Raw genomic sequence first — 23,236 nt, forward strand, 5'->3', positions numbered from 1 at the left:
CCCCGCCACCGGCGGGGGTCTCGCGTTGGGGCAGTTCGTGCCGGGCGCCCTCAGTCGGGCAGGCTTTCCAGGCGATGGCGCTGCCATTCGCTCTGGGGCTCGTTGAGGCGCAGCACCGCATCCACCACCTGCTCCTCCATGTTGTAGCGCTGGCTGAACCCCAGATGCTTCATCAGGGCGCGCATCGGGTGGTTGTCCACCATGATCTTGCCGACCATCTCCAGGGTGCCGATGCTGCGGCAGTAGTCGATCATCTTGTTCATCAGCAGGCTGCCGATCCCCAGCCCCTGGAGGTCGTCGCGGATGATGATCGAGAACTCGGTGCGGATGTTGTCGGGGTCGTTCCAGACCCGCACCACGCCAAGCATCTCCTTGCTGCCGTCCTCCCGGTGGTGTTCGGCGATGAAGGCCATCTGCCGGTCGTAATTGATGTGCGAGAGCATCGACAGGTCGCGCTGGGTCAGGTCCGACTTGTTGTGGAAGTAGCGGAAGCGGATGCTCTCCTCGGAGAGCTGCTCGTGGAAGCGGGTGATCAGCGGGGCATCCTCGGCCCGGATGGGGCGCACCTCTACCTCCCAGCCGTTCTTGAGGGTCACCCACTCTCGCAGCTCCTCCGGGTAGGGCATGATCGCGAAGCGCGCCGGCTGCCCCAGGTCCATGGCGAAGTCCACCGCCACCATCTCGTCACGGTTGAGCAGCAGCGGGTTGATCTCCATGCCGCGCAGCTCCAGCAGGTCGCTTGCCATCTGCGACAGCTTGACCAGCAGCTGGCAGAGCCGGTCGATGTCGCGCTGCGGGTCGCTGGAGTGCTCGTGGATCAGGCGTGCCGCGTGAGTGCGGTCCACCATGTCCTCGGCCAGGGTCATGTTGAGGGGGGGCAGCGCCACCTGGCGGTCGGCCAGGATATTGACCTTGTAGCCGCCGATACCGAAGACGATCACCGGGCCGAACACCGGGTCCCGGGTGACCCCGGCGCACACCTGCAGCGAGTGCTTGCCGCGCTGCATGGGCTGCAGGCAGTACTCACGAACCCTGAAGGCGGGATACTTCTCGCTCACCTGTTCGCCAAGCAGCGCGATCCCCTCGGCCACCTGCTCGGGGCTCTTCAGGTCCTGCAGCAGCCCCGCCGAGATCCGGTGGGGATGCTTGCGATAGCGAAACGGCCGGCAGTTCCCCTCGTGCACCACCTTGAGCGCCATGGCGCCATCGAACGCCTCCGCCGCCTCGGCACCCTCCTCGGGGGTTGCCACGTAGCGACTCTGGGCCACCGGAATGCCGTAGGCCTCCAGCACCTGGGCGGTCTCCGAGTGGGAGAGCGTCTCGCGCCCCTCGGCCTTGGCCTCCTGGATCAGGGTACGGCAGCGCGCGCGGATGTCCGGTGTGGTGGCAAACGGCAGGCTGGGCGGCGTCTCCTGCAGCAGCGCCTGCACCCGCTGGTAGTCCACCATGTGCATGAAGGCGCTGATCGCCTTCTCGGGGGAGACATAGGTGGGAATCCCCGCCAGGTTGCACTCGTGGCGCGCCGAGAGCGCCTCCTCGAGCCCCATGAAGCTGGTCAGCAGGTTGCGGCGAAAGCGCTTGCGGTTGGCCACCACCGCCTCGGCGGTGGTCCGGGAGGGCGCCAGGCGGGTCGGCGCATGCACCACCAGCACGGCATCGACGCCGGGGTCGGCGGCCACGATCTCGATGGCATCGACGAACTTCTCGGGGGTGGCGTTGCCGCCCAGGTCCACCGGGTTCTCCCCTGGCTTGCTCATGTCGAAGTCGCCCTGCCTGAGGGCGCGGCGCGTCTCCTCGGTGAACAAGGCCAGCTTGCCCCCGGCGTGGATCAGCTTGTCGATGGCCAGCATGGCGGGGCCCAGGCCGTTGGAGACGATCGCCAGGCGGTCGCCGCGCAGCGGTTTCATGCGCGACAGGGTCATCAGCGCATCGAAGAGCTCGTCGGAGTCGTGGACGCGCACCACCCCGGCCCGGGAGAAGGCCGCATCGAAGATCTGGTCGCGGTTGGCGACCCCCGGCGTGGGCGGCAGGCCGGTAAGGTCCGACTGAGGCGTGCGGCCGCTCTTGATGGCCAGCACCAGGCGGTTGCGCGAGGCGTCGCGCAGCGCGGTCATGAAGTGCAGGGCGTCGTGGATCTTCTCCAGGTGGAGCAGGATCGCCTGGGTCGGCGAGAACTGATTGATGTAGTCGAGCAGGTCGGGAAGCATCACATCGACGCTGTCGCCGAGGGTGATCAGGTGTGAGAAGCCGACGCCGCGCCCCGCCGCCCAGTCGATCATCGCCGTGCCGAGCATGCCCGACTGGCCCAGGTAGGCCACCTTGCCGGCCTTGATCGGCCGGTTGGCATAGGAGGCGTTGAGCTTGCGGCCCGGCACGATCAGCCCCATGCACTCGGGCCCCAGCACGCGGATCCCCGACTGGCGAGCGGCATCGAGCATGCGCTGGCGGATCGAGGCCTTGCCGTCGCGGACCTCGTCCAGATGGGAGCCACCGGAGAGCACCAGGGCGGCGCGCACCCCGATGCTGCCCAGCCGTGCGATGCGCCCCGGCACCGTGGCCACCGGCGAGCAGATGACGGCGAGGTCCGGGGCCTCGGGAAGCTGGCCGATGCGCGCGAAGGCGGGCTGGCCGAAGACGCTCTCGTACCCCTTGGGGTTCACCGCCCAGATGGTGCCCGGAAAGCCAGCCTCCTGCAGGTTACGGATCACCAACCCGCCCAGGGAACTGGCCTTTTCCGAGGCGCCGATCACGGCGATGGTGCGAGGTTCGAAGAAGTGACGCAGGAAACGGGTGCTCAAGACGCTCTCCCGACGGCTGGTGGCTGGATTGGCTGCCTACTGTGTACGACCTATTGACACTGTCTGGCAAGGGATTGGGCCAAGTAAAGTGACGCCAGTCAGCCTGGAGGCACCGATGATCACCGGTTACATCACCCATCCCCACTGCCAGCTCCACCACATGGGCCCCGAGCACCCCGAGAGCCCGCTGCGGCTGGAGGCGATCCGCGCCAGGCTGTCCCTTTCCGGGCTGCTGCAGCAGACCATGCAGTCCGAGGCCCGCGAGATCACCGAGGAGGAGCTGGCGCGGGTCCACCCCCTGCGCCACCTGCGCGCCCTGGACAAGTGCGTGCCCGAAGAGGGTATCGTCACCCTGGACAGCGACACCATGATGAACCCGGATAGCCTCAACGCCGCCCGAGTGGCCGCGGGGGCGGTGATCCGCGGCGTCGACCAGGTCTTTCGCCAGCAGGCCGACAACGTTTTCTGTGCGGTGCGCCCCCCCGGCCACCATGCCGAGGCCACCGATGCCATGGGCTTCTGCTTCTACAACAACGTAGCGGTGGGGGCCGCCCACGCCCGCGCCAAGTACGGGGTGCGGCGCATCGCCATCCTCGACTTCGACGTGCACCAGTGCAACGGCACCATCGACATCTTCAAGGATGACCCCGATGTGCTGGTCTGTACCAGCTTTCAGTACCCCTTCTACCCCTGGCGCTACCTGCGTAGCGAGTGGCAGAACGTGGTCAATACCCCGCTGGAGGCCGGCACCGACGGCGCCGCCTTCCGCCGCGCCATCGAGGATGACTGGCTGCCTGCTCTGCACCGCTTCAAGCCGGAGCTTGTGCTGCTCTCCTCGGGCTTCGATGCCCACCGCGAGGACGAGATGGCCGAGCTGTGCCTAGAGGAGGAGGACTTCTACTGGATCACCCATATGGCCATGGAGATCGCCGCCCTCTACGCGGATAACCGGCTGGTCTCGGTGCTCGAGGGCGGCTATCACCTGGACTCCCTGGGCCGCAGCGTCGAGGCCCACCTCAAGGCGCTGCTCGGCCAGCCCTTCGGCGACGCCCCCGCACCCTCGGCCTGAGGTTTCCTGTCGGCGGGAAACGTTCCCCGCCAACAGCAGCGCCGGGGCGGCCTGAGAACGACGTTATCGCCGACGGGCTGTGATAAGCTTGAGGAAACCTGTTTCCGATAGTGAATTTCTGCCGATGACCGCCACCACCGATCAGGACGCCGCCCTGCGCATCGCCTCGGGCCGCAAGCCGCTCGTCGAACCGCTGCGCCTCGGCGATCGCCTGCGCGAGATCCGCCTGGCCAACCAGTGGACCCTGGAAGACGTCAGCCAGCGCACCGGGCTCGCCCGCTCCACCCTCTCCAAGATCGAGAACGACCAGATCTCGCCCACCTTCACCGCCGTGCAGAAGCTGATCGGCGGGCTCGGTATCGACCTGCCCCAGCTGCTCACGCCGCCTCGCCAGCAGAGCCGTACCATGGGCCGCCGCGACCTGACCCGCCGCGGCCACGGGCAGCAGCACCCCACCCCCACCTATGAGCACGAGCTGCTCAGTTGCGAGCTGGCCCAGAAGCGCATGATTCCCTTCAAAACCATTGTGCGGGCGCGCAGCTTCGATGAGTTCGGCGAGTGGGTGCGCCACGACGGCGAGGAGTTCCTGATGGTGCTCGACGGCGAGATCCTGCTCTACACCGAGTTCTACGAGCCGCTGCGGCTCGAGCAGGGCGACAGCATCTACTTCGACAGCGACATGGGCCACGCCCTGATCTCGGTGAGCGATGAGGATGCCGTGGTGCTGTCGGTCTGCACCCGCGTCGACGCCGCCTGAGTCAGCCCCTGGCGCCGGCCGCCCGGTCTCCCGGGCGGCGCTGAGGGATGGCATCCAGCACCAGGCGCTCGCCGGCGTGGATCGCCTGGAAGTGGCGCCCCTTGGCGCGGGCGATCAGCATCACCCCGAAACGGCTGGCGAGCTCGACCCCCTTCTGGGTCACCCCGGAGCGCGACACCAGCACCCCGATGCCCATCTGGGCCACCTTGAGCACCATCTCCGAGGTGAGCCGCCCGGTGGTGTAGAAGATATCCGCCTGCCCCGAATCCGCCTCCGCCAGCCACTGCCGCCCCGCCAGGGTATCCACGGCGTTGTGGCGGCCCACGTCCTCCACGAAGTCCAGCACCCGGGCCTGATGGCACAGCGCACAGCCGTGCACCGCTCCGGCGCTGCGGTAGGTCTGGTTGTACTCGCCGAGGTTCTCCAGCAGCGCATAGAGGGTCGACTGGCGCAGCGGCGTCTCGGCCAGGGGGCGGCGAGGTACCGCATCGAGCAGTCGGCCGAACACCGTGCCCTGGCCGCAGCCGGTGGTCACGGTGCGATGCCCCAGACGCTCCTCGAGATCCTCCGGCAGGTGTCGGGTCACCACCGCCGCGGCCTCGACCTCCCAGTCCACGTGCACCGCCACGAGATCGTCGCCGCGGGTCAGCAGCCCCTGGTTGCGCAGGTAGCCCACCACCAGCGCCTCGGGGTCATCGCCCAGGGTCATCAGGGTGACAATCTCGCGTCTGTTGAGATAGAGGGTCAGCGCGCGCTCGGCGGCGATGGCCTGGCGACGGGGCTCGCCGAACTCGTCGAGGACCTCGATCTCCAGGGTGGCGGGCAGGCGGGCATGGCTGCGGGTGAACGGCATGAGGCGTCTCGTCTGTGGTGGGTGGGTGCCGACGGCGACTTGACCATCATGGCACCCTGGCGCCTTACTGTCTCCAGTACCGCCGCCATCACCGCCCTCGGCTCCCCCCATCCACAACAACAGGAGCGTGCCGTGACAGACGCCCACCATCTGCGCCCCGTCGGCATCACCCTGGCGGCCCGTGAGCACACCATCAACGGCTTCCGGGCTACCCAGTGGCACATCGCGGACCTGACCCCGGAGCGGGGCGGCGATGCCACCCTGTGGCTGCAGCTCACCATGACCGAGCGCGCCGCCTACCGCTTCAATCTCTCCTCGGGCAACCCTCGCCTCTTCGTGCGCGCCGGCTTTACCGGCGGCCCCGCCAGCGCCGCCGCCATCACCGCCAGCCAGGACGTGGCCGCCGCCTGGATGGACGGCGAGCAGCAGGTGCTCGAAGCCCCCATGCCCCTGGCCATCCAGGTGTGGATCGAGGCCTATCTGGCCCGCCACGGCGAGGCGCCCGTGGAGGAGCGCAAGAAGAAGCGCAAGGGCGCCGGACGCGCCCGGGAGGCGCAGCCATGAACCGCCTGGAGCGTTGGTCGCGCCGCAAGCGCGGCCTGGAGGCCGAGCCCGCCGCCTCGGCGGAGGCGGTGCCACCTCCGCACGAGGCAGCGGCCGCCAGCGACGAGCCGGACGCCCCGCCCCCCCTGCTGGACGATACCCTCCCCGACCCCGAGAGCCTGCCGCCCGGCAGCGAGGTCAGCCGCTATCTGCAGGAGGGGGTCAGCCAGGCGCTGCGCCGCCGTGCCCTTCGCCGCCTCTGGCAGGCCGACCACTACCAGGTCCGCGACGGCCTCGACGACTACGACGGCGACTACAGCCAGCTCGAGCCCATGACCCGGGAGGTCGCCGAACGCCTGCGACACTGGAGCCGGCGGGTCAACGAGGCCCTCGAGCCCGAAGAAGCCATCGAGGAGGCCGCCCCTGACGAGGAGCAGGCGCGGGTCGCCGACGACGAGGCTCACCCTCCGGTCGAGCCCGCCCCGGACGCGGCACCGGTCGGACGCGACCAAGGTGGCATAGGTCATATTAGCGATTCTCGACAAGACTGAGAGGAGCCCTACCCCCCAACAACAAGAGGTGTTCATGCCCCCCCCCATCGCCCTCACGTCGCTGGATGACCGGCGCAACCGTGCCGCCCGCGACGCCGCCAGGCGCCGCATCTCCTGGCCGGCCAACCTGGCTCCCGAGACCGTGGAGTTCGAGAGCCAGGGCCATCTGCTGATCCTGGGCAGCGAACTCGACGCTCGGCGCGCCGCCGCCACGCTGATCGACCGGCTGCCGGGCATCGCCCTGCTGGTGACCGAGCGCTCCAGCGCCGAGGATGACCCGGCGCTGGAGCAGATCTGGCAGGCTACCGCCGCCCTGCCCTGCCATACCGCCGCCAACGCCGACGCCCTGCGCCTCGAGGGCTACCTGGGCCGCTTCCTGGCCACCCTGGCGCTGGACGGGGAGAGTGTGAACCTGGCCCAGGCCACCCTGGGGCGGCCCCGCTTCGACCAGGTCCTCGACCTCGGCACCCGGCCGCATCTGACCCTGGAGCTGCCCCCGCCGGGCTACCATGCCGTGCGCTGGGGCAGCGCCGAGGTCGACCAGGCGCTGGAGACGCTGGCCGCCTCCGTCGGCGTCTTCGAGGCCCCTCGTCACGTTCAGATCAACGCCGAGCTCTGCGCCCACCAGCGCAGCGGCCTGCCCGGCTGCACCCGCTGTCTGGAGACCTGCCCGGCCGATGCCCTGGCCAGCCGCCAGGGCCGGGTCGAGGCCTGGATCGAGGTCGACCCTTACCGCTGCCACGGGGCGGGCAGCTGTGCCAGTGCCTGCCCCACCGGGGCCATCGAGTACCGCCTGCCGCACCCTGCGCCTCTGGAGGGCTACCTCGCGGGCCTGCTCGGCGCCTATGCCGAGGCCGGCGGCGAACAGCCGGTGGTGCGCTTCGTCACCGCGGCGCGGCGCCGCTGTGAAGCCACCGAGCCGGCCGGCCATGTGCTCGACATCGAGCTGGAGGAGCTCGGCGCCGCCGGGCTCGATCACTGGCTCGCCGCCCTGGCGGCTGGCGCCGCCGAGGTGCGCCTGCAGCGTGATGCGGAGACCCCTCCGACCCTGCAGCAGCAGCTCGAGGCCCAGGTTGTCCAGGCCAGGGAGCTGCTCGCGGCTCTCGGGCACCGCCCCGAGCGCCTGGCGTGGCTCTCCATCGAGGACGACGGCAGCGCTCGCGACGCCCTGCCCCGGGAGGCGGCGCTGGTCGCGCGCCCCCGGGCCGAGGCTGCGAGTGGCAAGCGCGAACGCCTCAACGCCACCCTCGACTGGCTGGCCGCCCAGGGGGCCCCGAGCGGCGAGAGCCACGCCCTGCCCGCCGGTGCGTCCTTCGGCGCCATCGAGGTGGACACCGAGCGCTGCACGCTGTGCCAGGGCTGCGTGTCGCTCTGTCCCACCCCGGCGCTCTCCGGCGGCGACGACACCACCCCGCGCCTGGCCTTCCGCGAGGCCGACTGCATCCAGTGCGGCCTGTGTGCGGCCGGCTGCCCGGAGCAGGCGATCCGCCTCGCGCCGGGGTTCCTCGCCGCGCCCGAGCGGTGCGAGACCCGTGTGATCAAGGAGGAGCCGGCCTTCGCCTGCATCCGCTGCGGCAAGCCCTTCGCCTCCGCCAGCACCATCGCCAGCATCCAGCGCAAGCTGGCCGACCACCCCTATTTCGCCGGCGAGGCCCGCGCACGCCTCGAGATGTGCGAGGACTGCCGCGTCCAGGACGTCTGGCAGGAGCTCGCCCGCGACCCCGAACGCCAGCTGAAGGTGTAGCCATGCATGACAACCGCCAGACCGTGGCCTCGGTGGATGAGCGAGAGGCCCTGCGTGCCGATATCTACCGCCTGCTTGCCCGTCTCCTGCTCGCGCCGCCGGATAGCGAGCTGCTCGACTTTCTTGCCCATCTGGAGCCCGACGAGGACGGCGGCGAGATGAGCGCCGCCTGGCAGGAGCTGGCCGATGCCGCCCGGATGTCCTCCCCCGAGGTGGCCGCCCGGGCGCATTTCGAACTGCTGGTCGGGGTGATCCAGGGACAGATCACGCCCTACGCCTCCTGGTACCTGCACGGCACCCTGATGGACGAGCCTCTGGTGGCCCTGCGCCGCGACCTGCGCCGGCTGGGCATCGCCCGGGCCGAGGCGAGCCGAGATCCCGAAGACCACCTGGGCGCCCTGCTCGAAGTGATGGCGCTGCTGGTGGAGGGCGGCTCGCCTGACCAGGCGGCCTTCTTCCAGCGGCACCTGGCTCCGTGGGCCCAGCGTTGTCTGGGCGACCTGGCGAGGGTGCCCCCCCCTATCTACGCTGGTAGTGGGCGCCTGGGCCTCGCCTTTCTGGCGCAGGAACGGCAGCGCTTCGAGGCCATGGCCGCGGAGTCGCCGATGCGCATGATCGACCCGACGGCCGGCTAGCCGCACCAGACCGGCGACTGGTCCGACCAATAACAACCCACAACATGTCCCACTGCCTGACTCGAGGAAACACGCCATGAACCGACCCCATGACGCCCAGCGTCGCCGCTTCCTCCGCACCCTGGGAGCCGGTGGCGCCCTGGCCGGCACCACCGCTGTCATCGGCCACGTCAGCCTCAGCCAGGCAGACGCCCCACCTTCCCCTGAGCGCGAACCGGCGGAGAGGAACTACCGGGAAACCGAGCATATCCGCACCTACTACGCCACCCTGCGCGACTGAGCGCCCCGCCCAGGTCAGGAGGTAAGACACCATGCGTCTGACACGCAAGCAAGACACCTCGCGCCCGGCAGGGCTCGGCATCTCCCGTCGCCAGTTCCTCAAGCGCAGCGGCGCGGCCACCGGGGGCCTGGCGGCCGCCGGCTTCATGGGCCACGGGATGATGCGACCCGTCGAGGCAAGCGGCAAGACACCGGTGCTCGACTCCCCGGTCGAGGTCAAGCGCACCATCTGCTCCCACTGCTCGGTGGGCTGCGGCACCTACGCCGAGGTGCAGGAGGGTATCTGGACTCGCCAGGAGCCCGCCTTCGACCACCCCATCAACCGCGGCGCCCACTGCGCCAAGGGGGCCTCGCTGCGGCAGCATGGCCACTCCAGCCGACGCCTCAAGTACCCCATGAAGCTGGTCGGCGGCCAGTGGCAGCGGATGAGCTGGGACGAAGCCATCGAGGAGATCGGCGACAAGGTCCTGGCCCTGCGCGAGGCCCACGGCCCCGACAGCATCTACTGGCTCGGCTCGGCCAAGTTCAACAATGAGCAGGCCTACCTGCTGCGCAAGTTTGCCTCCCTGTGGGGCACCAACAATACCGACCACCAGGCGCGCATCTGCCACTCCACGACCGTCGCCGGGGTGGCCAACACCTGGGGCTACGGGGCGATGACCAACTCGCTCAACGACATGCACAACAGCCGCTCGATGCTGTTCATCGGCTCCAACCCCGCCGAGGCCCACCCGGTGGCGATGCAGCACTTCCTGATCGCCAAGGAGCGCAACAACTGCGACATCATCGTTGCCGACCCCCGCTTCACCCGCACCGCGGCCAAGGCCGATACCCATGTGCGCATCCGCCCCGGCTCCGATGTCGCCTTCATCTGGGGCCTCCTGTGGCACATCTTCGAGAACGGCTGGGAGGATCGCCAGTACATCCAGCAGCGCGTCTACGGCATGGACGAGGTACGCGCCGAGGTGGCGACCTTCACCCCGGCGGTTGTGGAGGACGTCACCGGCGTGCCGGAGGCGACCATGCGCGACGTGGCCCAGCGCCTGGCCACCAAGAAGCCGGGCTGCATCGTCTGGTGCATGGGCGGCACCCAGCACACCACCGGCAACAACAACACCCGCGCCTACTGCATCCTCGAGCTGGCCCTCGGCAACATCGGCAGGTCCGGCGGCGGGGCGAACATCCTGCGCGGCCACGACAACGTCCAGGGCGCCACCGACATGGGCCTCGACTCCAGCTCCCTGCCGGCCTACTACGGTCTGGCCGAGGGGGCCTGGCAGCACTGGGCGCGGGTCTGGGACGTCGACTACGAGTGGCTCAAGAGCCGCTTCGACCAGACCGAGTACCACGACGGCCTGCCCATGAACAGCAGCGGCATCACGGTCTCCCGCTGGGTCGACGGGGTGCTCGAGGAGGACGAGGCGATCTCGCAGCGCACCGCACTCAAGGCGATGTTCTACTGGGGCCATGCGGTCAACTCCCAGACCCGCGGTCCCGAGATGCGCCGCGCCATGCAGAAGCTCGAGATGATGGTGATCGTCGACCCCTACCCCACGGTGGCCGCGGTCATGCATGACCGGACCGACGGCGTCTATCTGCTGCCCGCCTGCACGCAGTTCGAGACCACCGGCAGCGTGACGGCCACCAACCGCTCGCTGCAGTGGCGCGACAGGGTGATCGAGCCGCTGTTCGAGTCCAAGCCCGACCACGAGATCATGTACCTGCTGGCCGAGAAGTTCGGCTTCGCCGATGAGCTCACTCGCCATATCCAGGTCAATGGCAAGGAGCCGCTGATCGAGGACATCCTGCGTGAGATCAACCGCGGCACCTGGACCATCGGCTACACCGGCCAGAGCCCGGAGCGACTCAAGGAGCACCAGAAGAACTGGCATACCTTCAGCTTCGAGAACCTGCGCGCCGAGGGCGGTCCCGCCGACGGCGACTATTACGGCCTGCCCTGGCCCTGCTGGGGCACGCCGGAGTTCGCCCACCCCGGCTCGCCCAACCTCTACGACCCCAGCGTGCCGGTCAAGGAGGGCGGCATGGGCTTCCGGGCGCGCTTCGGCATCGAGCGCAACGGCGTGAACCTGCTGGCCGAGGGCTCGGCCCCGGTCGCCGGCGAGCTCGACGATGGCTATCCCGAGTTCACCGACCAGATGCTCAAGGACTTGGGCTGGTGGGACGACCTCACCGACGAGGAGAAGGCTGCCGCCGAGGGCGAGAACTGGAAGACGGACCTCTCCGGGGGCATCCAGCGGGTGGCCATCGAGCACGGCTGCGCCCCCTACGGCAACGCCAAGGCGCGTGCCGTGGTGTGGACCTTCCCGGACCAGGTGCCCAAGCACCGCGAGCCGCTCTACACCACCCGTCGCGATCTGGTCGAGCAGTTCCCCACCTGGGACGACTTTCGCTCACTGTTCCGGCTGCCCACCCTCTATCGCAGCATCCAGGAGAACGACAACTCCGACCGCTATCCGATCATCCTCACCTCGGGGCGCCTGGTGGAGTACGAGGGCGGCGGCGAGGAGACCCGCTCCATGTCGTGGCTGGCCGAGTTGCAGCAGGAGATGTTCGTCGAGGTCAATCCGGCGGATGCCAACGACATCGGCATTCGCGACGGCGACACCGTCTGGGTCGAGGGCGCCGAGGGCGGCCGCGTGCGGGTCAAGGCGCTGGTCACGCCGCGGATGGGCCGTGGGGTGGCCTTCATGCCCTTCCACTTCGGCGGCATCTTCCAGGGCGAGAACCTCCACGACCGCTACCCGGAGGGCACTGCCCCCTATGTACTGGGCGAGGCGGCCAACACGGCGACCACCTACGGCTATGACCCTGTGACCATGATGCAGGAAACCAAGTGCACCATTTGCCGGATCGAGCGCGCCTAAGCGATCGACAGCGACCAGGAGAACAAGACATGGCACAGATGAAATTCATGTGCGACGCCGAGCGCTGCATCGACTGCAACGGCTGCGTCACCGCCTGCAAGAACGCCAACGATGTCCCCTGGGGCATCCAGCGCCGGCGGGTGGTGACCCTCAACGACGGCCTGGCCAACGAGGTCTCGATCTCGGTGGCCTGCATGCATTGCGATGACGCGCCCTGCATGGCGGTCTGCCCCACGGACTGCTTCTACAAGACCGACGACGGCATCGTCCTGCACGACAAGGACCTCTGTATCGGCTGCGGCTACTGCCTCTACGCCTGCCCCTTCGGGGCCCCTCAGTTCCCCAAGCAGAACGCCTTCGGCGAGCGCGGCAAGATGGACAAGTGCACCTTCTGCGCCGGCGGACCGGCAGACAGCAAGGAGGAGGAGTACGAGAAGTACGGGGCCAACCGCATTGCCGAGGGCAAGCTGCCGCTGTGTGCCGAGATGTGCTCCACCAAGGCGTTGCTCGCCGGCGACGCCCAGACGGTGGCCGATATCTTCCGTCAGCGGGTCATCCATCGCGGTCATCCCGACGGTGGCTGGTCGGGCAATCCGCGCAGCGAGCAGGAACGCGGCGCCGCCGAACTCTCCCAGGCCGATGCGCTGGCCTATGACGCGACCCGCCAGGGCTAGGAGGTGATGCCATGAGCCTGTGCCGAAATGGGCCCCTGGGGGGACTGCTGCTGGCGGTGCTGCTTGCCCTGACCGCCCTGCTCGCCTCCCCCGTCCTGGCCCAGACGGAACCCCAGCGCGAGGCGGCCACCGCGGTGGGTGGTGTGAGTCCCGACACCTGGCGCCAGGTGCGCAGCGGTGAGGTAGACGCCAACTTCCGCGACAGTCGCTTCGATTCCAACTACAACCTGATCAACGCCAGCGGCGAGCGCTGGCGGCAGCTGCGCAACCGCTGGGTCTCCCCCTTCGGCCTCATCGCCGTGGGCGGGATGACCGTGGCGATTGCGCTCTTCTACGTGATCATCGGCCGCAAGGAGCTCAGCGAGCCTCGCACCGGGCGCAAGCTGCTGCGCTGGCCGCTGTTCGTGCGCGCCCTCCACTGGACGGTGGCGACCCTGTTCCTCATCCTCGCCCTGACGGGACTCAACCTGCTCTACGGCAAGTTCGTGTTTCGCTCGCTGTTCGGCGACGCAATCTGGGGCTCGATGATCTCGGCCTCGAAGCTCGCCCACAACTATCTGGGCCCGCTGTTCGGGGTGCTGCTGATCGTGCTGCTGGCCAGGATGCTCAAGCACAACTGGCCCAAGCGTCATGACCTGGAGTGGTTTCGCCAGGGTGGCGGCCTGGTGGGCAAGGGCCATCCCGATGCCGGCTTCGCCAACGGCGGCGAGAAGCTCTGGTTCTGGCTGCTGGCCACCGCCGGCCTGGCCGTGGTGGCCAGCGGCTTCGTGCTGGATTTCCCCAACTATGGCCAGAGCCGCGACACCATGCAGTGGGCCAACCTGATCCACAGCGTCGGCGCCCTGGGGCTCACCGCGGTGGCGCTGGGCCATATCTACATCGGCACCATCGGCTCGGAGGGATCGCTGGAGGGGATGACCACCGGCTACGTGGACGAGACCTGGGCCAAGGACCACCACAACCTCTGGTACGAGGAGGTCAAGGAGCAGGCGGTGCCCGAGGGGCAGGTCGGCGACCAGCCGGCTCCCTCCGGCGATACCGGTGAAACGGCCTCTCGCCCGGGATGAGTCGCGCCCTCGTCACGGCCTCCACGACACCGCCTACGGGCGGTGTCTTTTGTTATGCTGGTTCCATCCTGACCCAACTCACCCAACTCACCCAGGGAGAACGAGAGCGCCATGGACCATCTCGACGACGCCACCCGCACCGAACTCGAGGCCGCCGCCTTCCGCCGCCTGCTCAGGCACCTCGACGAGCACAAGGAGGTGCAGAACATCGACCTGATGAACCTGGCCGATTTCTGCCGCAATTGCCTCTCCAAGTGGCTGGTCAGCGCCGCCGAAGAGCGTGGGGAGACGCTCGACTACGAACGCGCCCGGGAGTACGTCTACGGCATGCCCTACGCGGAGTGGAAGGAGAAGTACCAGCTGGAGGCCACGCCGGAGCAGCAGGCCGCCTTCCAGGCGCGCCAGGCACAGAAGCAGGAGAAGGCATGATGGCCGAACCGATGATTCCCCTCGCCGTTGCGGTGCTGACGATCTCCGACACCCGTAACGAGGAGACCGACCGCAGCGGCCTGGCCCTGGTGAGCTGCCTGACCGATGCCGGCCACCGCCTGGCCGACAAGCGCATCGTGCCGGACGACATCTACCGCATCCGCGCCGTGGTGGCCGAATGGATCGCCGACCCTGCCATCCAGGTGGTGCTGACCACCGGAGGGACGGGCTTCACCGGCCGCGACTCCACCCCGGAGGCGGTCGGCGTGCTGCTCGACAAGGAGATCGAGGGGTTCGGCGAGCTGTTCCGCCAGCTCAGCTGGGAGGAGATCGGCAGCTCCACGGTGCAGAGCCGCTGCCTTGGCGGCCTGGCCAACGCCACCGTGGTGTTCTGCCTGCCCGGCTCCACCGGCGCCTGCCTCACCGCCTGGAACGGCATCCTGGCCGAACAGCTGGATAGCCGACACAAGCCCTGCAACTTTGCCAATATTGTGATCCCCGAGCGAGGCCAGCATGGCTGAGCTCAAGCCCGTGGAGGCGGCACTCTCTGCCCTGCTCGAGGGCGTACAGCCGCTGGGAAGCGAGCGAATCCCCTGCGACCGGGCCGCCGGCAGGATCCTGGCCGAGCCGGTGGCGGCGACTCTCGACGTGCCCCCCTTCGACAACAGCGCCATGGATGGCTATGCCCTGCACCACCGGGACGCCGGCCGCTGGCTGCGGGTCAACCAGCGCATCGCCGCAGGCGCCACCGGTGAACCCCTGGCCGCCGACAGCTGCGCACGGATCTTCACCGGCGGGGCCATTCCAGAGGGCGCCGACTGCGTGGTCATGCAGGAGAGCGTCGAGGTCGACGGCGATTGGGTGCGGGTCCCTGAGGGAGTGCCGGCCGGGGACAATATCCGCCGCCGGGGCCGGGATGTCACCGCGGGGAGCGAGCTGCTGCCGGCCGGTGAGCCGCTGGAAGCCGCGGCCCTGGGCCACCTGGCCGGCCAGGGCATCACCGAGGTCACGGTGCGCCGCCGCCCCCGAGTGGCCCTGCTCTCCACCGGCGACGAGATCGTGGACCCCGGCCAGCCCCTGGGCCCCGGGCAGATCTACAACTCCAACCGCCCCATGCTGCGTCGATTGCTGGAGCGATTCGGGGCCGAGGTGGTGCACCTTGCCGCGATTCCCGACGAGCCCGAAGGCACTCGCCGTGCCCTCGAGGACGCCGCCCGCCGTGCCGACCTGGTGGTAAGCACCGGTGGCGTCAGCGTCGGCGAGGAGGATCACGTCAAGGCGGCGGTGGAGGCGCTCGGGCAGCTGGACCTGTGGCGCCTGGCTATCCGGCCTGGCAAGCCGCTGGCCCTGGGGCGGCTCCCCGCCGAGGGTCACGAGGCCCGCTTTGTGGGCCTGCCGGGAAATCCGGTATCGAGCTTCGTGGGGGCCTGGCTGTTCCTGCGCCCACTGATGGGCGCCCTGCTCGGCGCACCAGCTTTGCTCGAGCTGCCGCGCCTGGCGGCGCGCGCCGCCTTTGCTACCCAGACCGGACCCCGCGCGCACTACATGCGGGTTCGCCTCGAATTCGGCACGGAGGGCATCAGTGCCCACGCCTTCCGTGACCAGAACTCCGGGGTGCTCTCCTCCTGCATCGCGGCGGATGCTCTGGCGGTGGTCTCGCCAGAGACGCGCCTCGAGGTGGGCGATAGGGTCGACTGCCTCTGGATCGGCGGGGCCTGAGCGCCTCGCCGGCTAGGGATGTGCCGGCACCTCCAGCGCCCTGCGCACCTCCGGCCAGAGCCGCTCGAATCCCTGGCCGAGACGCTTGTGCTCCCGCTCGAGCCAGGGCACCAGCTCCTCCAGCCGGTTGGGGCCGGAGAGACGGCGCCCGATGCCGGCAATCGCCCGACAGGTGAAGGCGAAATCCGCATAGCAATGCAGCCAATCCTGCTCCACCAGCACCGGCACCAGCGTGGCCAGGCGGGCTGGCGCCGGCCGGGCCCGAAGCACCCGGTAGGTGCGGGCCACCAGGGGGGAGTGCCCGGCCTGAAGGCCCAGTTCCCGCGCCACGAAGTGATCCCACACCAGGTCCAGGGCGATCCCGGCATAGCGTCGCTGGCGATCGGGCACCCGGCGACGGATCCGCGCCACAACGGGATGCGCATCCACGAAGGCGTCCACCCGACGGTGGTGGCGAATGCCAGCGGCAACCCCCTCCGGCCAGGCGGAGAGGTCGCTCCCCTTGACCCCGTCGGCGATCAGGTTACCCCACAGGAAGTCATCGCTGCCGCCACGGGCCAGCCAGGCATGGGCGAGGAAGTTCACGAGTGGCTCACAGGCAGTGGGTGGGCTTGGGCAGCCCGGCGATGCGCGCGGCGAGCTTGGCCGGGCTGCCGGGGAAGAGCCGCATCAGGTGGATCGAACGGCCCTTCTCCTCGCCCAGGGCCATGGCCACGGCCTTCACCAGGGGCCGCATCGCCGGCGCCTGCTCGAAGCGCTGGTAGAAGTCACGCAGCACCTGGATCACCTCCCAGTGCTCATCGGTTAGCGTGATGCCTTCCTCTTCGGCCAGGCTCCTGGCGACTTCGGGTGTCCAGTCAGCGAGGACGACCAGGTATCCTTCGGGATCCAGTGCCACCTGTTGCTCGTTAACAGCAAGATAACGGTATATTTCTGTGGTCGCCATCAGAACCAGCTCACCGTGCGCTGCGCCTCTTCGGTGAGCGTGACAAAGCCCTCCATATCGACCCGAATCACCGAGTCGGCGCTGAGCGGCACCAGCCCGCGGGCGGCGAGGTCCTCCTCCAGCACGTAGAGGCGCCCCTGCAGGTCACCGAAGCGGCCCGCCAGGCTTTCCAGGGCGCCCTGCACCCCGTCCTCGATCATCAGGAGTCGATCGGCCGGCCCCATGGCGGCCAGCGCCTGGCGGTAGACCTCGCTGGTAGCCGGCGAGCGATTGAGAATATGCAGTAGCATCAGGGTCTCTCCGGGCGGCCCCGCCGCCTTCAAAAGGTCAGTACCAGTGAATGGGCGGCGGTCAGCGCAGGCAGCTCCGCGGCCGCGACCGCCCTGGCGGAAAGCATCAACCCTTCGACCACCAGGCCAAAGCGCGCCAGCGCCTCCTCCTCCACCAGCAGGGTATCGATATCGTACATCTCGAGCATCTCGAGGGTGGGCGCGGTGCCCTTCTGCCCCAGGGGGCCGCCCGCCTGGCCGGGCACCAGAGCGGTGACGCCCTCGCCCATGAAGAGCAGCGTCACCCGGCGCCCGAAGGCGGCGGCCACCAGGGCGGCATCCAGGCCCTCGCGCAGCCAGCTGGTGCCGTGGGGGGCGTGACGCAGGATGACCAGTAGATCCCCGTCGACGCCTTGCAGCTTGTCGTTTGACATGGGCACTCCTCAGGGTCCGAAGGTGACCAGGCGATCGCAGTGCAGGCCAAGATCCACCAGCTGCCCCAGCCCGGTCAGCTCGAAGGGGGGCTCGATGCTGTGGCCCTGCTTGCCGTGGCGTGCCGCCTCGCGCTCATCGAGCAGGCCGCGGCGCAGCGCCGCGGCGATGCAGACCTGCAGCGGCACGCCGTGCTCGGCGGCCAGCGCCGCCCAACCGTCCACCAGGTGCGGCTCGTCCTGCGGCGGCGTGGCCAGGCGCGCGGCATTGTGCACACCGTCATGGTAGAAGAATACCCCCTCCAGGCGGTGGCCACGCCCCACCAGCGCCCGGGCAAAGCGCAGGGCGGAATGGGCGGCCTGGCTGCTGTAGGGCGCCCCCATCAACAGAATCGCGTAGCGCATCATCGCACTCGACACTCCACAAACAGGCTGGCCCCGCCGAGGCGGGGCCAGCCGAGGTCCTCGTGACCCGCCAGGATCAGTCGTTGCTCATGATGCCGAGCAGCGACAGCAGGCTGATGAAGAGGTTGTAGATCGACACATAGAGGGTGATGGTGGCGAGGATATAGTTGGTCTCGCCGGCCCGGTGCACGATCTCGCTGGTCTGGTAGAGGATCGCCGCCGAGGCGAACAGCACGAAGCCGGCGGAGACCATCAGCATCAGGGTCGGAATCTGGAAGATCAGCCCGGCGACCATGGCCAGGATCAGCACGATGGCACCGGCCATCAGGAAGTTGCTTAGGAAGCTGAAGTCCTTTTTGGAGACCAGCGCCACGGCGGAGAGACCGATGAAGGTCAGGCTGGTCATGGCCAGGGCGTTCATGACCAGGGCGGCACCGTTGGGAAGCGCCAGGTAGGTGTTGAGGATCGGCCCCAGGGTGAAGCCCATGAAGCCGGTGAAGGCGAAGGTCGCCAGCAGGCCGGCGGCCGAATTGGCGGTCTTGTGCACCAGGAACATCAGGCCGTAGGCGCCGATGAAGAACACGAAGATGTTGAGCCGTTCAACGCCCATGGCCATGGCGGCGCCAGCGGTCACCGCCGAGAACATCAACGTCATGGCGAGCAGGCCATAGGTGTTGCGCAGCACCTTGTTGGTGCTGAGCGCCTGGCTCTGCTGATGGCTAAGCTGGGTGTCTTGGTATGCCATGGATCCAGTGCTCCCTGTGTTTGGTTGGTCGTGGCAGTGGACCTAGAATGCCGACTCGAGGTTCCCCGCGCAAGCCCTTGATGGGGCATCGCTCAACGCTGTTTCCCTGCGCCCGGCAGCCGGGCGGCCGTCGCGTAGCCCCCATCGCCGGCCGCTGTCAGGGCCTCGAGCTCCATCCAGCGGGCTTCGCTGGCGTCATCGCCGGCTACCGGCTCGCCCGCTTCCCACGCCATGCGCATCACCACCACCGCGAAGTGGAGTGGCGCCGGCGCACGCACCATCAATAGCCGCCCTCCTCTCACCACCGCACAGGAGACGGCGGCGCCGGGAAAGGCGTTGGATTCACTCCCGGTCATGGCACGCTCCCTGGTCGCGGAATGACGTCTGGCACCCTGACGGCATCCTGGCTAACGCCTTGATCCCAAGGCCCTCTTGACCCGGGACCGAAAGCTGGTAATATTCACCGCCGTAAGCCGGAGGGATGGCAGAGCGGTTGAATGCACCGGTCTTGAAAACCGGCAAAGGTGAAAGCCTTTCCAGGGTTCGAATCCCTGTCCCTCCGCCACTTCCTATTCAGAATCAGGCACCTGCGGGTGCCTTTTTCGTTTCTGGCCATCCACCCCCCACCATTCCCAGGAGGGCGCCATGGCGCTGAAGGCTACTATCTGCAAGGCGCGCCTGCAGGTTGCCGACATGGATCGGCACTACTACGGCGAGCACGTGCTGACCGTTGCCCGCCACCCATCGGAGACCGACGAGCGCATGATGCTGCGCCTGCTGGCCTTCGCGCGTCACGCCCATCCGGACCTGGCCTTCGGGCGCGGCGTCAGCACCGATGACGAGCCGGACCTGTGGCTCAGGAGCCTCACCGGCGAGATCGAGCTGTGGGTCCAGCTCGGCCAGCCGGACGAGCGGGAGATTCGCCGGGCCTGCGGCCGTTCGCGGCAGGTGGTGATCTACACCTATGGCGGCCACGGCTCCCGGCTCTGGTGGGAGCAACTCGCCGGCAAGCTGAGGAGCCTTGCCAACCTCACGGTCATCGATGTCGCGCCCGAGACCGTTGCCGAGCTCGGCAGGCTGGCCGCCCGGGGGATGGACCTCAATGCGACCCTGCAGGACGGCATGATGTGGCTGGCCACGCCGGAGGCCTCCGTGGAGGTCGGCGTCGAGATCCGCCAGCAGGCCAGCGCGGCTCAGTAGAGCCTCAGCCCCACCTTGGTCACGGTGTTGCCCTCCATCTCGCTGACCACCCAGTGGATACCGTGCCAGTCCACGTCGTCCCCCACCACCGGATGCCCGCCCACCCGCAGGGAGATGAAATCCGCCAGAGTCATCTCCTTCTCCGCCTGGCTGAGCGTCAGGCCGTAGGCATCGGCGATATCCTGCATGCGCGCCTCCCCGGAGAAGGTGAAGGTGCCGAAGAAGGCGCGCTCCTGCTTGAGCTTGGCATCGCCGTTGAAGAGGCGGTTCAGCGCCGGCAGATCCTCGCTGCGGCCGATCACGCAGATCACGTCATTAAGCTGCAGGCGGGTGCTGCCCTTGGGGTGCAGCATCACATGGTCACGGAACAGTGCCGAGATCAGCGCCCCCGAGGGGAAGCGCAGCAGCCGGATGGGCACATCCTCGAGGTCGGAGTTCTCCACCCGGTAGACGAACATCTCGAAGTCGTTTTCCGGCAGGATACCCAGCGGGCCGCGCTGGTTGGGGGTCACCGATGACGGCACCTCGACCTTCATCAGCCGCGCCATCCAGCCCAGGGTCCCCCCCTGAACCAGCAGCGAGAGCAGCACCACCGCAAAGGCTACGTTGAAGTAGAGTGAGGCGTTCTCCACCCCGCCGATCACCGGGAAGATCGCCAGCACGATGGGCACCGCGCCGCGCAGGCCCACCCAGGCGATGAAACCGATCTCCCGCCAGCGAAACTTGAAGAAGGGCTTGATGCTGATCAGCACGGCGATCGGGCGCGCCACGAAGATCAGCGCCAGCGCCACCAGGCTGGCCGGTAGTGCATACTCGATCATCTCGCTGGGGGTCACCAGCAGCCCCAGCACCAGGAAGAGGCCGATCTGGCTGAGCCAGGCAAGGCCATCGTGTACCGGCAGGATGAAATTGAGGTGGCGCCCGGGCTGGTTGCCGATCATCAGCCCCGCCAGGTAGATCGCCAGGAAACCGCTGCCGCCGAGGAAGCTGGTCAGCCCGAATACACAGAAGCCCAGCGCCAGCGCCAGCAGCGAGTAGAGCCCGGGGGCCAGATCCACCCAGCGCAGCAGCTTGCCGCTGAGCCAGCCAGCACCCACGCCGATGGAGAGGCCCAGCCCGAACTGCTGGACCAGCAGCAGCAGGGTGTCGGCGGTGCCGCTCACCTGCCCCACCAGCATCTCCACCAGCACCAGGGTCAGGAAGATCGCCATGGGGTCGTTGGTGCCGGACTCAATCTCGAGGGTCGCCCCCACCCGCTCGTTGAGGTTGACACCTCGCCCGCTGAGCATCGAGAACACCGCGGCGGCGTCGGTAGAGCCCACGATCGCCCCCACCAGCAGCCCCTGCAGCAGCGAGAGGTCGAAGATCCACATCGTCAGCAGCCCGATCAGCCCGCTGGTAATGAAGACGCCGAGAGTCGCCAGCGAGAGCGCCGGCCGGAAGCCGACCCGGAAGGTCTTGAGGCGGGTGCGCAGGCCTCCATCCAGCAGGATCATTGCCAGCGCCAGGTGGCCGATGGTGAAGGCCAGGGTATAGTCGTCGAACTGGATGCCGAGCAGGCCCTCCTCCCCCGCGAGCATGCCGAGGCCCAGGAAGATCAGCAGCAGAGGCAACCCCACCAGACTGGAGAGGCGACTGGCCAGCACGCTGAGCGCGATCAACAGGCCACTTAGCATGAAGAGGGTATTGATAGCGTCCATGGCATCCCCGAGACGATGAAGGGGCCATTATCGCATAAGGCATGCAGCGGCGCGACGCCGCTCGCCCGGGCTGGCCAGCCCTTCCCGCGAGCGGATACACTCTGCTGCCGCCAGCCGGCCAGTTGCCGGCGCCACTGCCGGAGCCCTGCATGCCCGACCCCGCCCAGCCCAGGCGACTGACCGCCGTCGCGACCGCCCTCACCCTGCTGATGGTGACACTCGCGAGCCTGGCGCCGATGACGAGCGTAGCGGCCGAGGAGCCCCCGCCCCTGGTCGTGCCCGACCTTCCTCGGGGGGATTCACCGCCCAGGACACTGGAGACGACCGTTCTGGTGCCCGAGATCCCGGCGCGGGAGCAGGCCCTCGAGGAGCCATCAGAGGCCCCGTCAGAAGAGACAGCCGAGGAGACGACCAAGAAGACGACCGAGAAGGCTCGGGAGGCAGGCAGTGAGTCCGCTGTTGTGAGGCCGGCACCGCCGCCCCCGGCCGGCGATGCCACCGGCCACACGGATGGAGAGGACGCCATCGGCGCCGCCCCGGCTCCCCAGGACAGCTCGGACTCACCGGAGGCCGATGCGACGAGCGATCTGGTCGACGAAGGCCCCAGGGTGGTCCTCACGCCCCCCGAGCCCCTCGAGCCGCCGCCCCTAACGTCCCTGGAGATCATGCTGGACTGGTACCCCGGCCCCCAGCACGCCGCCCTGCTGATCGCCCAGCACAAGGGCATGCTGGAACGCCGTGGCCTGCAGGTGACCCTGACCACCCCCGCCGACCCCAGCCTGCCCACGCGGCTGCTGGCCGCCGGGCGCGTCGACCTGGCGGTGAGTCGCCAGCCGCTGCTGCATCTGCAGGTGGACCGCGGCCTGCCGCTGGTGCGGGTCGGCACCCTGGTCGAACTGCCCCTCGCGGGACTGCTGCTGCTCGACGACGGCGTGATGGAGTCACCGGCCCAACTGGCGGGCAGGCGCATCGGCTATTCGGTGGAAGAGAGCCGCGAGCTGCTGCTGCCGCTGCTGCTCAGGCCCCACGGCATCGTCATCGAGGAGCTGGAGCTGGTGGACGTCAACTTCAGCGCCGTGCATGAGATGGTCGATCAGGGACTGGACGGCGTGATGACCCCCCAGCGCCTCGGCCTGGCCCAGCGACTGGGCGACGTGGGCATCTCCACCCGCCTGCTGCAGCTCGAGGAGCACGGGATTCCGCACCATGAGGGGCTGATCCTGGTGGCCAACCGCGACCGGGTAGCTGGGCAGCGGGAGAGCCTGCGGCGCCTGCTGGAGGCCCTCGCCGAGGCCACCGCCTGGAGCCTGGAGCGTCCGGAGGCGGCCTGGGCGCTGCTGGCGGAGCGGGAGCCCGCCATGGACACCCCGGCGAATCGGGCCGCCTGGATGCCCATGCTGCTGCGCCTGAGCGCCAGGCCCGCCGCCATGGACCGGGCAGGCTACGCGCGCTTCGAGGCGCTCCTCCACGAGCGCGGCCTGATCGAGACCCTGACCCCGCCCGGCAGGCTGGGGATTGACCTGGGCGCGCCCTGATG

The 23,236-nt window shown here is 68.7% G+C and carries 25 protein-coding genes and 1 tRNA gene; 16 read left to right on the forward strand and 10 right to left on the reverse strand.

Annotated features, from left to right (window positions below):
- Window positions 1-50 precede the first annotated feature (50 nt).
- A complete protein-coding gene (locus DER72_RS04120; protein WP_110068724.1) occupies window positions 51-2,798 on the reverse strand; it encodes a bifunctional acetate--CoA ligase family protein/GNAT family N-acetyltransferase in 2,748 nt (915 codons plus the stop codon).
- Window positions 2,799-2,913: 115 nt separating this feature from the next.
- On the opposite strand from DER72_RS04120, the gene DER72_RS04125 reads away from it, so the two are divergent.
- Both DER72_RS04125 and DER72_RS04130 read left to right on the forward strand, forming a co-directional pair.
- Window positions 2,914-3,867: a histone deacetylase family protein gene (locus DER72_RS04125; protein ID WP_110068725.1), complete on the forward strand. Its 954-nt coding sequence runs from the start codon at window positions 2,914-2,916 to the stop codon at window positions 3,865-3,867.
- A gap of 124 nt (window positions 3,868-3,991) precedes the next feature.
- Window positions 3,992-4,624: a helix-turn-helix domain-containing protein gene (locus tag DER72_RS04130; protein WP_110068726.1), complete on the forward strand. Its 633-nt coding sequence runs from the start codon at window positions 3,992-3,994 to the stop codon at window positions 4,622-4,624.
- A gap of 1 nt (window position 4,625) precedes the next feature.
- Here the strand turns inward: DER72_RS04130 and DER72_RS04135 are convergent, their stop codons facing one another.
- The gene (locus DER72_RS04135; protein WP_110068727.1) at window positions 4,626-5,477 is read right to left on the reverse strand and encodes a formate dehydrogenase accessory sulfurtransferase FdhD; all 852 of its coding nucleotides are present in this window, start codon (window positions 5,475-5,477) and stop codon (window positions 4,626-4,628) included.
- Between the two features lie 132 nt (window positions 5,478-5,609).
- Between DER72_RS04135 and DER72_RS04140 the strand changes: the two genes are divergently transcribed.
- The 11 genes from DER72_RS04140 (at window position 5,610) to glp (ending at window position 16,003) form a co-directional block, all read left to right on the forward strand.
- A complete protein-coding gene (locus DER72_RS04140; protein ID WP_249322116.1) occupies window positions 5,610-6,041 on the forward strand; it encodes a DUF3305 domain-containing protein in 432 nt (143 codons plus the stop codon).
- Window positions 6,038-6,571, forward strand: a complete 534-nt coding sequence (locus DER72_RS04145; RefSeq protein WP_110068728.1) for a DUF3306 domain-containing protein — start codon at window positions 6,038-6,040, stop codon at window positions 6,569-6,571. The genes DER72_RS04140 and DER72_RS04145 overlap by 4 nt, the downstream gene beginning before the upstream one ends.
- 34 nt (window positions 6,572-6,605) lie before the next feature.
- Window positions 6,606-8,315, forward strand: coding sequence for a 4Fe-4S dicluster domain-containing protein (locus tag DER72_RS04150; RefSeq protein WP_110068729.1), 1,710 nt, complete (start codon window positions 6,606-6,608; stop codon window positions 8,313-8,315).
- A gap of 2 nt (window positions 8,316-8,317) precedes the next feature.
- On the forward strand, window positions 8,318-8,950 hold the full coding sequence (locus tag DER72_RS04155; protein ID WP_110068730.1) for a molecular chaperone: 633 nt from the start codon (window positions 8,318-8,320) through the stop codon (window positions 8,948-8,950).
- 76 nt (window positions 8,951-9,026) lie between these two features.
- The gene (locus tag DER72_RS04160) at window positions 9,027-9,230 is read left to right on the forward strand and encodes a twin-arginine translocation signal domain-containing protein (protein WP_110068731.1); all 204 of its coding nucleotides are present in this window, start codon (window positions 9,027-9,029) and stop codon (window positions 9,228-9,230) included.
- Between the two features lie 31 nt (window positions 9,231-9,261).
- Window positions 9,262-12,114, forward strand: coding sequence for a formate dehydrogenase subunit alpha (locus tag DER72_RS04165; RefSeq protein WP_110068732.1), 2,853 nt, complete (start codon window positions 9,262-9,264; stop codon window positions 12,112-12,114).
- Between the two features lie 29 nt (window positions 12,115-12,143).
- The gene (gene fdh3B, locus DER72_RS04170; protein ID WP_110068733.1) at window positions 12,144-12,788 is read left to right on the forward strand and encodes a formate dehydrogenase FDH3 subunit beta; all 645 of its coding nucleotides are present in this window, start codon (window positions 12,144-12,146) and stop codon (window positions 12,786-12,788) included.
- An 11-nt stretch (window positions 12,789-12,799) separates the two neighbouring features.
- Window positions 12,800-13,855 (forward strand): formate dehydrogenase subunit gamma, encoded by a 1,056-nt coding sequence (locus tag DER72_RS04175; protein ID WP_110068734.1) that lies wholly within the window; start codon window positions 12,800-12,802, stop codon window positions 13,853-13,855.
- Between the two features lie 111 nt (window positions 13,856-13,966).
- Window positions 13,967-14,284, forward strand: coding sequence for a DUF1244 domain-containing protein (locus tag DER72_RS04180; RefSeq protein ID WP_110068735.1), 318 nt, complete (start codon window positions 13,967-13,969; stop codon window positions 14,282-14,284).
- Entirely contained in the window at window positions 14,284-14,805 is a 522-nt protein-coding gene (gene moaB / locus DER72_RS04185) for a molybdenum cofactor biosynthesis protein B (protein ID WP_110068803.1), read from the forward strand. The genes DER72_RS04180 and moaB overlap by 1 nt, the downstream gene beginning before the upstream one ends.
- Window positions 14,798-16,003: a gephyrin-like molybdotransferase Glp gene (gene glp / locus DER72_RS04190; protein ID WP_110068736.1), complete on the forward strand. Its 1,206-nt coding sequence runs from the start codon at window positions 14,798-14,800 to the stop codon at window positions 16,001-16,003. Before moaB ends, glp begins: the two co-directional genes overlap by 8 nt.
- A gap of 12 nt (window positions 16,004-16,015) precedes the next feature.
- On the opposite strand, the gene DER72_RS04195 is transcribed toward glp, so the two are convergent.
- The 7 genes from DER72_RS04195 to DER72_RS04225 all read right to left on the reverse strand — a co-directional run bounded on the left by DER72_RS04195 (window position 16,016) and on the right by DER72_RS04225 (window position 19,155).
- Complete coding sequence (locus DER72_RS04195) at window positions 16,016-16,588, reverse strand: ACP phosphodiesterase (protein ID WP_110068737.1); 573 nt, start codon at window positions 16,586-16,588, stop codon at window positions 16,016-16,018.
- Window positions 16,589-16,595: 7 nt separating this feature from the next.
- Complete coding sequence (locus DER72_RS04200; protein ID WP_110068738.1) at window positions 16,596-16,949, reverse strand: TusE/DsrC/DsvC family sulfur relay protein; 354 nt, start codon at window positions 16,947-16,949, stop codon at window positions 16,596-16,598.
- On the reverse strand, window positions 16,949-17,239 hold the full coding sequence (gene tusB / locus DER72_RS04205) for a sulfurtransferase complex subunit TusB (protein WP_110068739.1): 291 nt from the start codon (window positions 17,237-17,239) through the stop codon (window positions 16,949-16,951). Before tusB ends, DER72_RS04200 begins: the two co-directional genes overlap by 1 nt.
- A 29-nt stretch (window positions 17,240-17,268) precedes the next feature.
- A complete protein-coding gene (locus DER72_RS04210; protein ID WP_110068740.1) occupies window positions 17,269-17,652 on the reverse strand; it encodes a DsrE family protein in 384 nt (127 codons plus the stop codon).
- A gap of 9 nt (window positions 17,653-17,661) precedes the next feature.
- Window positions 17,662-18,054: a sulfurtransferase complex subunit TusD gene (gene tusD / locus DER72_RS04215; protein WP_110068804.1), complete on the reverse strand. Its 393-nt coding sequence runs from the start codon at window positions 18,052-18,054 to the stop codon at window positions 17,662-17,664.
- Between the two features lie 76 nt (window positions 18,055-18,130).
- Window positions 18,131-18,799 (reverse strand): Bax inhibitor-1/YccA family protein, encoded by a 669-nt coding sequence (locus DER72_RS04220; protein ID WP_110068741.1) that lies wholly within the window; start codon window positions 18,797-18,799, stop codon window positions 18,131-18,133.
- A 92-nt stretch (window positions 18,800-18,891) separates the two neighbouring features.
- The gene (locus tag DER72_RS04225) at window positions 18,892-19,155 is read right to left on the reverse strand and encodes a hypothetical protein (protein WP_110068742.1); all 264 of its coding nucleotides are present in this window, start codon (window positions 19,153-19,155) and stop codon (window positions 18,892-18,894) included.
- A 119-nt stretch (window positions 19,156-19,274) separates the two neighbouring features.
- Between DER72_RS04225 and DER72_RS04230 the strand changes: the two genes are divergently transcribed.
- Both DER72_RS04230 and DER72_RS04235 read left to right on the forward strand, forming a co-directional pair.
- Window positions 19,275-19,364, forward strand: a tRNA-Ser gene (locus DER72_RS04230).
- An 80-nt stretch (window positions 19,365-19,444) separates the two neighbouring features.
- Complete coding sequence (locus tag DER72_RS04235) at window positions 19,445-19,999, forward strand: YaeQ family protein (RefSeq protein WP_110068743.1); 555 nt, start codon at window positions 19,445-19,447, stop codon at window positions 19,997-19,999.
- On the opposite strand, the gene DER72_RS04240 is transcribed toward DER72_RS04235, so the two are convergent.
- A complete protein-coding gene (locus DER72_RS04240) occupies window positions 19,993-21,699 on the reverse strand; it encodes a potassium/proton antiporter (RefSeq protein WP_110068744.1) in 1,707 nt (568 codons plus the stop codon). The genes DER72_RS04235 and DER72_RS04240 overlap by 7 nt on opposite strands.
- Before the next feature lie 149 nt (window positions 21,700-21,848).
- Here DER72_RS04240 and DER72_RS04245 point away from each other — a divergent pair, with 149 nt between their 5' ends.
- Window positions 21,849-23,234 (forward strand): ABC transporter substrate-binding protein, encoded by a 1,386-nt coding sequence (locus tag DER72_RS04245; RefSeq protein ID WP_110068745.1) that lies wholly within the window; start codon window positions 21,849-21,851, stop codon window positions 23,232-23,234.
- Window positions 23,235-23,236: the final 2 nt, after the last annotated feature.

It is taken from the genome of Halomonas sp. A11-A, from assembly GCF_003182195.1.
GTDB classification, from domain to species: Bacteria; Pseudomonadota; Gammaproteobacteria; order Pseudomonadales; family Halomonadaceae; genus Halomonas; species Halomonas alkalicola.

Excerpts from the sequence above, each read along its gene's own strand:
- DER72_RS04125 (WP_110068725.1), top strand. The coding sequence starts at position 2,914 with ATGATCACCGGTTACATCACCCATCCCCACTGCCAGCTCCACCACATG.
- DER72_RS04130 (WP_110068726.1), top strand. The coding sequence starts at position 3,992 with ATGACCGCCACCACCGATCAGGACGCCGCCCTGCGCATCGCCTCGGGC.
- DER72_RS04135 (WP_110068727.1), bottom strand. The coding sequence starts at position 5,477 with ATGCCGTTCACCCGCAGCCATGCCCGCCTGCCCGCCACCCTGGAGATC.
- DER72_RS04145 (WP_110068728.1), top strand. The coding sequence starts at position 6,038 with ATGAACCGCCTGGAGCGTTGGTCGCGCCGCAAGCGCGGCCTGGAGGCC.
- DER72_RS04150 (WP_110068729.1), top strand. The coding sequence starts at position 6,606 with ATGCCCCCCCCCATCGCCCTCACGTCGCTGGATGACCGGCGCAACCGT.
- DER72_RS04155 (WP_110068730.1), top strand. The coding sequence starts at position 8,318 with ATGCATGACAACCGCCAGACCGTGGCCTCGGTGGATGAGCGAGAGGCC.
- DER72_RS04160 (WP_110068731.1), top strand. The coding sequence starts at position 9,027 with ATGAACCGACCCCATGACGCCCAGCGTCGCCGCTTCCTCCGCACCCTG.
- DER72_RS04165 (WP_110068732.1), top strand. The coding sequence starts at position 9,262 with ATGCGTCTGACACGCAAGCAAGACACCTCGCGCCCGGCAGGGCTCGGC.
- fdh3B (WP_110068733.1), top strand. The coding sequence starts at position 12,144 with ATGGCACAGATGAAATTCATGTGCGACGCCGAGCGCTGCATCGACTGC.
- DER72_RS04175 (WP_110068734.1), top strand. The coding sequence starts at position 12,800 with ATGAGCCTGTGCCGAAATGGGCCCCTGGGGGGACTGCTGCTGGCGGTG.
- DER72_RS04180 (WP_110068735.1), top strand. The coding sequence starts at position 13,967 with ATGGACCATCTCGACGACGCCACCCGCACCGAACTCGAGGCCGCCGCC.
- moaB (WP_110068803.1), top strand. The coding sequence starts at position 14,284 with ATGGCCGAACCGATGATTCCCCTCGCCGTTGCGGTGCTGACGATCTCC.
- glp (WP_110068736.1), top strand. The coding sequence starts at position 14,798 with ATGGCTGAGCTCAAGCCCGTGGAGGCGGCACTCTCTGCCCTGCTCGAG.
- DER72_RS04200 (WP_110068738.1), bottom strand. The coding sequence starts at position 16,949 with ATGGCGACCACAGAAATATACCGTTATCTTGCTGTTAACGAGCAACAG.
- tusB (WP_110068739.1), bottom strand. The coding sequence starts at position 17,239 with ATGCTACTGCATATTCTCAATCGCTCGCCGGCTACCAGCGAGGTCTAC.
- DER72_RS04210 (WP_110068740.1), bottom strand. The coding sequence starts at position 17,652 with ATGTCAAACGACAAGCTGCAAGGCGTCGACGGGGATCTACTGGTCATC.
- tusD (WP_110068804.1), bottom strand. The coding sequence starts at position 18,054 with ATGCGCTACGCGATTCTGTTGATGGGGGCGCCCTACAGCAGCCAGGCC.
- DER72_RS04220 (WP_110068741.1), bottom strand. The coding sequence starts at position 18,799 with ATGGCATACCAAGACACCCAGCTTAGCCATCAGCAGAGCCAGGCGCTC.
- DER72_RS04225 (WP_110068742.1), bottom strand. The coding sequence starts at position 19,155 with ATGACCGGGAGTGAATCCAACGCCTTTCCCGGCGCCGCCGTCTCCTGT.
- DER72_RS04235 (WP_110068743.1), top strand. The coding sequence starts at position 19,445 with ATGGCGCTGAAGGCTACTATCTGCAAGGCGCGCCTGCAGGTTGCCGAC.
- DER72_RS04240 (WP_110068744.1), bottom strand. The coding sequence starts at position 21,699 with ATGGACGCTATCAATACCCTCTTCATGCTAAGTGGCCTGTTGATCGCG.
- DER72_RS04245 (WP_110068745.1), top strand. The coding sequence starts at position 21,849 with ATGCCCGACCCCGCCCAGCCCAGGCGACTGACCGCCGTCGCGACCGCC.